The sequence below is a fragment of the uncultured Sphingomonas sp. genome, assembly GCF_913062585.1.
GTDB lineage: Bacteria > Pseudomonadota > Alphaproteobacteria > Sphingomonadales > Sphingomonadaceae > Sphingomonas.
Genome location: NZ_CAJXWX010000018.1, coordinates 71,235 through 79,268, shown reverse-complemented (window position 1 = coordinate 79,268; position 8,034 = coordinate 71,235). Strand labels below are relative to the sequence as shown.

The following is an 8,034-nucleotide window of genomic DNA, read 5'->3' as shown; positions in this document are numbered from 1 at the left end:
ATACGAGATCTAGTACGGTCTCGTGGGCTCGGAGATGTGTATAAGAGACAGGGGCGATGGCGGCGGGAGCCGCAGCGGGTGCCGCCGCCTGCGTGATCGCCGGGGCGCTGGGCGCTGACACGCCACCGTCGCGGATCTGCCGTGCCAGCTCACCCGGATCGGGCAGGGTCGAGGCATGGATCGTGCGCAGCAGCGCCATCTCCGCCGCCTCGATCGGCAGGGCCGCGCGGGCGACCTCGTCATGGCCCTTCAGGAACAGCTGCCATAGCCGGTGCAGTGCGGGGAAGCTGAGCGCTCCCGCCCATTCCTCGCGGGCGGCGCGCTCCTCCAGCGGCTGGGCGGCGTCGGGGGGCGTGCCGACCTTGGTCAGGGTAATGCCGTGGACCGTCTCCAGCAGCGAACGCAGGACCGATTGCGGGTCGACGCCATAATCATATTGCCGCCGCAGCGACGCCAGCGCCCCCGCGCCGTCGCCGCTCAGCACCAGCCCCAGCAGGTCGCGCACCGCGCCGCGATCGGACAGACCCAGCATCTCGCGAACGGCGGCTGCGGTGACGCCACCGCCCTCCAGATCGGCATGGGCGATTGCCTGGTCCAGGATCGACAGGCCGTCGCGCGCGGAGCCTTCCGCCGCGCGCGCGACCAGCATCAGCGCTTCGTCCTCGGCGGTGACGTTCTCCAGCTTGCAGATCTTCGCAAAATGGTCGGCGAGCTTGTCGGCCGTGATCCGCCGTAGGTCGAATCGCTGGCAGCGCGACAGGACGGTGATCGGGACCTTGTTCACCTCGGTGGTGGCGAACAGGAACTTCACATGCGCGGGCGGCTCCTCCAGCGTCTTCAACAGCGCGTTGAAGGCGTTCTTGGACAGCATGTGGACTTCGTCGACGATGTAGATCTTGAAGCGCGCGGAGACGGCGGCATAGCGCGACGCCTCGATGATCTCGCGCACGTCGTCGACGCCGGTATGGCTGGCGGCGTCCATCTCGATCACGTCGATATGGCGGCCCTCGGCGATGGCGCGACAGGGCTCGCACACGCCGCAAGGGGAAATCGTCGGGCCGCCATTACCGTCGGGACCGACGCAGTTCAGCGCCTTGGCGATCAGCCGCGCGGTCGAGGTCTTGCCGACCCCGCGCACGCCGGTCATCAGGAACGCATGGGCCAGCCGGTCGCGCTTGATCGCGTTGCCCAGCGTCTGGACCATCGCATCCTGCCCGATCAGCGCGTCGAACGTCTGCGGCCGGTATTTGCGCGCGAGGACGCGGTAGGCTTCGGCCTTTGCAGGCGTCTGGACAGGTTGGGGCGGTTCGCCCAGGTCGAACGAATCAGCCATGACGGGCCGGAAAAGTCGGGGGGAAGGAAATCATCGCCGCCCAGCATAGGCGCTCGGGCGCGCGCCGTCAGGTCAAATCGTGAAGCGATCCGTCTCTTGTCATACCACCCCGGCGAAGGCCGTGGGGCAGCCGGGTAGCGCTTTGCGGTTGCGCAGACCGCCATCGCATCCGCACAGCAACTCGACCCCGGCCTCCGCCGGGGTGGGCCGAAACAAGGATGCCGATGCGGCCAAAATTTGCGGAGGGTGGGAGCCGGAACGACCCGCAGCGAAATCGTTACGGCTGCTTCCGTCAGGACCTGACCGGGTTGGCGACGACCACGTCCGCCCGACTCCCGGTCGCGCATATGGCGAAGCGGAGCCGGGGGATCAAGTCCTTATCCCACGGCCCCGTCCCGCGACGAACGATCGTATCAACGATAGGCATTGAAACACTGGCGCTGCGGCCCGTTCCAGGTGCGCACCCAGCGACAGGTCACGCGCGGACGGCCATAGCCATGACCCCGCCAGCCGGGACCACGATCCCAGCGCGGCCCACGGTGCCAGCCGGGACCGCGATCCCAACCCGGACCCCGATGGTGCCAGCCGGGCCCGCGATCCCAGCCGGGGCCACGGCCCCAGCGGTCGTGCGGAGCCGCTTCGGCAGGGGCGGCGACGGCGATACCCGACACGGCGATCAGACCGGCGCTGACGACAGCAAGAAGTTTCATGACGCTTTACTCCCGAAAATCCCGCCTCTCGGCGAGCATGGGAGAAGAATGGCGAATCGCCGATGATCGAACCCTGAACCCCTTTGTTATCAAAGGTTCATGGAAGACGGACGACCATGTTCCCCAGCCGTTCGGTCATCACGATCTGGCAGGCGAGGCGGCTGGAGCGGGTGGCGTCGGGAACGAGGTCCAGCATGTCTTCCTCCTCCGCCGAGGGGGCGGGGAGATGGTCGAGATAGGCCGGGTCGATCAGGACATGGCAGGTCGCGCAGGCCATCTGTCCGCCGCAGGTGCCCTCCAGCGGTTGGCCTGCGCGCTGGCCGACGCGGAGCAGCGTCTCGCCCGGCTGGGCCTCCGCCGTGGTGATCGCGCCATTGGCGGCCTGGAAGCGCAGCGCGATCATGGCTTTTGCGCTTTTGCGGCCATGTCGATCCGGTCGATCGCTTCGACCAGTTCGGCCTCCGTCGTGTAGCGTCCAAAGCCGATCCGGATCGAGGATTTGGCCTCGCGATCGCTCAGGCCGAGCGCAGTCAGCACATGGCTGGGCCGTCCCGAGCCACTGGCGCAGGCGCTCCCGGCCGAAAAGGCGATGTCGCGGCAGTCGGACATCAGCCGCGCCACATCCAGCCCTTCGCGCCGGACGTTCAGATTGCCGCGATAGCGCCGCTCGGCCGATCCGTTGAGCGTCCAGCCCGGACCCAGCCGCTCGATCGCCCGCGACCATAGCCGCTCGACATGCGCCGCATCCGCATCGGCCTGGCTAGCCATCAGCCGGGCCGCCGCGCCGAACCCGGCGCAGAGCGCGGGGCTGAGTGTGCCCGATCGTCCACCCTCCTGATCGCCGCCATGCAGCAGCGGGGGCAAAGTGATGCCGTCGCGGATCCAGAGTGCGCCGATGCCCTTGGGCCCGTAAATCTTATGCGCCGAAATCGCGACCAGATCGATCGTGTCGGGCAGGGGGATTCGGCCATAGCCCTGCACCGCGTCGCACAGCATCCACGCGCCCGCCCGGTGCGCGGCGTCGGCCAGCGCGGCGATGGGCTGGACTGTGCCGACCTCGTTGTTGACCAGCATCGCGGCGACCAGCCCGGTCCCCGCCGCAACGGGCTGGGGCGCGACCACCCCTTCGCGATCGACCGGCAGGACGGTCAGCGGTCGTCCGGTCGCCCGCGCGGAATCGAGCACGGCCGCATGTTCGATCGCGGTCGTCGTGATGCCGCCGGTGGCGCCCTTGATGGCCCAGTTGAGCGCCTCGGTCGCGCCGCTGGTGAAGACGACCCGGCCGCCAGAAGGCAGCAGCGCCGCGACCTGATCCCGCGCCACTTCGACCGCCGCGCGCGCCTGTCGCCCCGCACGGTGCGGCGAATGGGGATTGGCATGTCCCTGCTCCAGCCAGGGCAGCATCGCCTTCAGTGCCTCGGGGGCGAGCGGGGTCGTCGCCTGGTAGTCGAGATAGATCATGCCGCCTCCACCCGCTTGCCGCGCGCGATGGCACGCCAGGCGGTAATGAAACGGTCGACATCCTCGTGCGTCGTGGTGCGTCCGAAGCTGACCCGCACGACCTCGCGCCCCGCCTCGACGCTCCAGCCGAGGGCGGCGAGGACATGGCTGGGCTTCAGGCTGCCGCTCGCACAGGCGCTGCCCGCCGAGACCGAAATCTGCGCTAGATCGAACTGGATCAGCTGCGCCGCAGAGGGCTTGCCGGGCATATGATAGCTGGCGATGGCGGGATGGCGGAGGCTGGCATCGGCGACGACGATCCCGCCCGAGCGGCGGATCGCATCGTCCAGATGGGCACGAAGCTCGGCATGGTCCGGTTCCGGCTCGGCGAGCGCGGCGGCATAGCCCAGCACGCCCGGCATATTCTCGGTGCCCGGCCGATAGCCGCGCTCCTGCCCGCCGGTCGGCGCCAGCAACGTCAGGTCGCGGACCAGCAGCGCGCCGATCCCCGGCGGCCCGCCACGCTTGTGCGCCGACAGGGCGACCAGATCGGCATGTTCGATTACCTCGGGATCGGCACCGGCGGGCATCTGCGCGGCATCGACCAGCAGGATATGCCCGGCGGCATGGATCGCCTCGGCCAGCTTGGCGATGGGCTGGCGGACGCCGGTTTCGCTGTTCGCCCATTGCACCGTCACGATGCTGCGCGGGCCGCTCAGCTCGGGGAGGCGCAGCACGCCTTCGGGGCCCACCGGCATCACGATCGCATCCGGCGCGGCGCGCAGGACCGCGTCATGGTCGATCGCCCCGACGAAGCGCCGCTCGGCCATCGCACGGGTCAGCGCGATCGACAGCGACTCGCTGGCACCGCTGGTGAACAGGATATCATGGTTCCAACCCAGCGACCGGGCGATGGCCACGCGGGCATCCTCCAGCGCGCGCTTGGCGGCGCGACCCTCCGCATGGGGCGAGGAGGGGTTGGCCCAGATCGCGCAACCTTCGGCCAGGGCGGCCCGCGCCGCTTGGGTCATCGGGGTCGTCGCGGCGTGATCGAGGTATAGACGGGACAGGGTTCGTTCTCTGGCTGAAATGATCGAACAATTGCGGAAAACCGCTTGCCGCCTATATAGCGCAAGGTTCCCGGCGCTCCACCAGCGCGATCCAGATCGGCGAGTTTTGATGCCCGAAGTCATTTTCCCCGGCCCCGAGGGCCGTCTCGAAGGCCGTTTCGCGCCCGCTCCCCGTCCGCGCGCGCCCGTCGCGATGATCCTGCATCCGCATCCCAATGCGGGCGGCACGATGAACAACCGCATCGTCCAGGAACTCTACAAGACCTTCCAGCGGCGCGGTTTCGCCACGCTGCGCTTCAACTTCCGCGGCGTCGGCAAGAGCCAGGGCACGTTCGACAACGGCATCGGCGAACTGTCCGACGCGGCCTCGGCGCTCGACTGGGTGCAGAGCTTCCACCCCGAAGCCTCGACCACCTGGATCGCGGGCGTCAGCTTCGGTGCCTGGATCGGGATGCAGTTGCTGATGCGCCGCCCGGAAATCCGCGGCTTCATCTCGGTCGCGCCGCCCGCCAATATGTACGACTTCACCTTCCTGGCGCCGTGCCCCTCCTCGGGCATCATCATCCAGGGCGAGGCCGATGAGGTCGCGACCCCGGCGGCGACCCAGAAGCTGGTCGACAAGCTGCGCACCCAGAAGCACATCACCATCCATCACGACACCATCCCGAAGGCCAACCACTTCTTCGAGCATGAGATGCCCGAACTGATGGGCTCGGTGGACCGCTATCTGGACATGCGACTGGACCCGAACTCGCCGATCCGGTGAGGAGAATGATAAGGGCCTCGGCGAAAGCCGGGGCTTTTTTTCATGGCGGGCCGTCAGGATACCGTTCGCTTCGAGGCGTTACGCCGGGTTGATCCAGACCGCCATACCCTGCGACGCGGGGGCGACCGGCTCGAAGCCGAATTGCGCGTAGAGCCGCGCGGCGTCCCCGTCCGCGATCAGGTTGACATAGACCTCGGCGGGCACATGCGCCGCGATATGGGCCATCAGTGCGGCCATGACCGCCTTGCCCAGCCCGCGCCCCTGATGATCGGGGTCGACCGCGATATCGGCGATATGCAGGCACAGCGCGCCATCGCCGATGATCCGTCCCATGCCGACCGCCAGACCATCCTTCTCGATCGTCACGCCGTAGATCGTGTTCGGCAGGCCGGCCTCGGCCGCCTTTGCGCTTCGCGGGGTGAGGCCGGCGATCTGTCGAAGCCGAAGATAATCGGCGACACCGGGGGGCGCCTGGCGCCACGCATAGCCAGCGGGAAGATCGGGTAGCTTCATTACTCTTTGGACTGTTGCGTCAGGGCGTGTGCCGCCGCAAGCCCCGTCTCATAGGCGCCGTGCGCGGTCGAGAAATCCGCGCGCGAGCAGGCTTCCCCTGCGAAGAACAGGCGACCGTCGACCGGCTGGGCAAGTTGCTGGCGGGCTCCGGCGTGACCGACCTGCGCATGGCTATAGCTGCCGCCGATCAGGGGCACATGCCGCCAGCGGGTCGTGGCCAGTGGTGTAAATCGCGCGCGCCAGTCGCTGCCCAACAGTGCCACCAGTTCGTCGATCGCGAAGGCTGCGGCCGCGCCGTCTGCCTCCAGCATTTCGGCGCAGGGGCCGCCGAAGAAGCTTTCGACGATCGGCCAGCCGAATGGCGACAGCCGGTGGCTGGCGGTGCAGGCGCTGTGCGGATTGCCGGTCAGGTGGGCATGGGCGGGCCAGGGCAGGGGGCCTTCGACCGACAGGAAGACCTTGTCGGCAATGCCGAGCGGCAGCGCGGCGGCGGCGTCCTGCTTGGCGGGCAAAGGTGGGTCGAAAGTCAGCCTGCCTTCCGCCAGCACCGTGGTGGGGACGGCGACGATGACGTGGTCCGCCTCGATCGTCCCGGCGGAGGTGTCGATACGGATCGTCTTGCCGCGATGGTCGATGCGCGTGGCCGTCACGCCGGTACGGACGGCCAGCCCGGCGGCGTGGTTGACGACGACCGTGCCATAGCCTTTGACCACCGCCCAATTGTCGTCGGCCGCGGCATTCTCATAGGCCGCCCAGTCGTGCAGCGACACTTCGGCGAGCGACGCGCCATTCGCATAGCCCGAAATCGCATCGATCATCGGCCGCCAGGGATCATGAGCGTCGACAAAGTCGGATAACGGTCGATCAGGCCCGTCTAGTGCGGCCATGGCCGCCTCCTCGAACCGGGCATAAGCCTCGCCCGAGGCGCGCTTTTCGTCGGGGGGAAAGCCCAGGTCGTTCCACTGAACCTGCCAGTTGGGCGAGCGGCGGTCGATGTTGAAGCCGGCCTGCTCGGCGATGGCGGTCCAAGGATTGCGCTTGGCGGAATGAAGCCATCCACAGCCATGATCCACGACATGGCCAGTCGGCAGCCGCACACTATGCGCCCGCCCGCCAAGCCGCTCCGCCGCCTCGATCAGCAGGACCTCGCGCCCCGAATCGTGCAGCGTCCGCGCCGCCGCGATCCCGGCCGCGCCGCCGCCGATGACGACGGTGCGGCCGGTCATGCTCAGGCGGCCGCCAGCAGCCGCTTTTCGCCGGCGATGCGCATCATCGCCTTTTGCAGCTTCTCGAACGCGCGCACCTCGATCTGGCGGACGCGCTCGCGGCTGACGCCGTAAACCTGGCTCAGTTCTTCCAGCGTCTTGGGATCGTCGGTCAGGCGACGCTCGGTCAGGATGTGCTTCTCGCGGTCGTTCAGGTCGTCCATCGCGCTGACCAGCATGTCGTGGCGGACATCCGCCTCCTGCTGCTCGGCGACGACCGAGTCCTGGAGCGGCGCGTCATCGGCCAGCCAGTCCTGCCACTGGCCCTCGCCATCCTCGCGCATCGAGACGTTGAGCGAGGTATCGCCCCCCATCGCCATGCGGCGGTTCATGCTGATGACCTCGTCCTCGTTGACGCCCAGATCGGTGGCGATCTTGGTCACGTCCTCGGGACGCAGGTCGCCATCCTCGAACGCGTCGAGCTTGGACTTCATCCGGCGCAGGTTGAAGAACAGCTTCTTCTGCGCCGCCGTGGTGCCCATCTTCACCAGGCTCCACGAGCGCAGAATATATTCCTGGATCGAGGCGCGGATCCACCACATCGCATAGGTGGCCAAGCGGAAGCCGCGATCGGGCTCGAACTTCTTCACGCCCTGCATCAGGCCGATATTGCCCTCCGAGATCAGTTCGGAGGTGGGCAGGCCATAGCCGCGATAACCCATCGCGATCTTCGCCACGAGACGCAGGTGCGAGGTGACGAGCTGCGCCGCCGCCTCGGGGTCGCCATGCTCCTGGAAGCGCTTGGCGAGCATATATTCCTGCTCCGGAGCAAGGATCGGGAATTTCTTGATCTCGGCCAGATAGCGGTTGAGCGATTGCTCCCCGCCGAGCGCAGGAATCGTCGCCGGGACGTTGCTGCCTTTTGCCATGATCCTTATCTCCCTTTCTGGAGCGTCATTCCGTTTCGCCTCGTCGTCCGGGGCAAGGCGGTCTTCTG

Annotated in this window: 8 protein-coding genes and 1 other RNA gene; 1 reads left to right on the top strand and 8 read right to left on the bottom strand. The window is 67.8% G+C overall.

The window, feature by feature from the left end; all coding sequences use genetic code 11:
• Window positions 1-1,575 precede the first annotated feature (1,575 nt).
• The 5 genes from ffs to QZ546_RS12740 all read right to left on the bottom strand — a co-directional run bounded on the left by ffs (window position 1,576) and on the right by QZ546_RS12740 (window position 4,553).
• Window positions 1,576-1,673: signal recognition particle sRNA small type (gene ffs, locus QZ546_RS12760), an RNA gene on the bottom strand.
• 73 nt (window positions 1,674-1,746) lie between these two features.
• Window positions 1,747-2,043 (bottom strand): hypothetical protein, encoded by a 297-nt coding sequence (locus QZ546_RS12755; RefSeq protein WP_294238079.1) that lies wholly within the window; start codon window positions 2,041-2,043, stop codon window positions 1,747-1,749.
• Between the two features lie 97 nt (window positions 2,044-2,140).
• The gene (locus QZ546_RS12750; protein WP_294238076.1) at window positions 2,141-2,446 is read right to left on the bottom strand and encodes a 2Fe-2S iron-sulfur cluster-binding protein; all 306 of its coding nucleotides are present in this window, start codon (window positions 2,444-2,446) and stop codon (window positions 2,141-2,143) included.
• Window positions 2,443-3,504 carry a cysteine desulfurase family protein gene (locus tag QZ546_RS12745; protein WP_294238074.1) on the bottom strand — a complete coding sequence of 354 codons (1,062 nt, stop codon included), beginning with the start codon at window positions 3,502-3,504 and terminating at the stop codon, window positions 2,443-2,445. Before QZ546_RS12745 ends, QZ546_RS12750 begins: the two co-directional genes overlap by 4 nt.
• Window positions 3,501-4,553 carry an aminotransferase class V-fold PLP-dependent enzyme gene (locus tag QZ546_RS12740; RefSeq protein ID WP_294238100.1) on the bottom strand — a complete coding sequence of 351 codons (1,053 nt, stop codon included), beginning with the start codon at window positions 4,551-4,553 and terminating at the stop codon, window positions 3,501-3,503. The genes QZ546_RS12745 and QZ546_RS12740 overlap by 4 nt, the downstream gene beginning before the upstream one ends.
• Window positions 4,554-4,662: 109 nt before the next feature.
• Here QZ546_RS12740 and QZ546_RS12735 point away from each other — a divergent pair, with 109 nt between their 5' ends.
• Window positions 4,663-5,319, top strand: coding sequence for an alpha/beta hydrolase (locus QZ546_RS12735; RefSeq protein ID WP_007404127.1), 657 nt, complete (start codon window positions 4,663-4,665; stop codon window positions 5,317-5,319).
• Between the two features lie 78 nt (window positions 5,320-5,397).
• Here QZ546_RS12735 and QZ546_RS12730 read toward each other — a convergent pair whose 3' ends face one another.
• The 3 genes from QZ546_RS12730 to rpoH are packed head-to-tail and all read right to left on the bottom strand — an operon-like array spanning window position 5,398 to window position 7,966.
• Window positions 5,398-5,832 (bottom strand): GNAT family N-acetyltransferase, encoded by a 435-nt coding sequence (locus tag QZ546_RS12730; protein WP_294238072.1) that lies wholly within the window; start codon window positions 5,830-5,832, stop codon window positions 5,398-5,400.
• Window positions 5,832-7,058: an NAD(P)/FAD-dependent oxidoreductase gene (locus QZ546_RS12725; RefSeq protein WP_294238070.1), complete on the bottom strand. Its 1,227-nt coding sequence runs from the start codon at window positions 7,056-7,058 to the stop codon at window positions 5,832-5,834. Before QZ546_RS12725 ends, QZ546_RS12730 begins: the two co-directional genes overlap by 1 nt.
• Before the next feature lie 2 nt (window positions 7,059-7,060).
• Window positions 7,061-7,966 (bottom strand): RNA polymerase sigma factor RpoH, encoded by a 906-nt coding sequence (gene rpoH, locus QZ546_RS12720; RefSeq protein ID WP_007404166.1) that lies wholly within the window; start codon window positions 7,964-7,966, stop codon window positions 7,061-7,063.
• Window positions 7,967-8,034 lie beyond the last annotated feature (68 nt).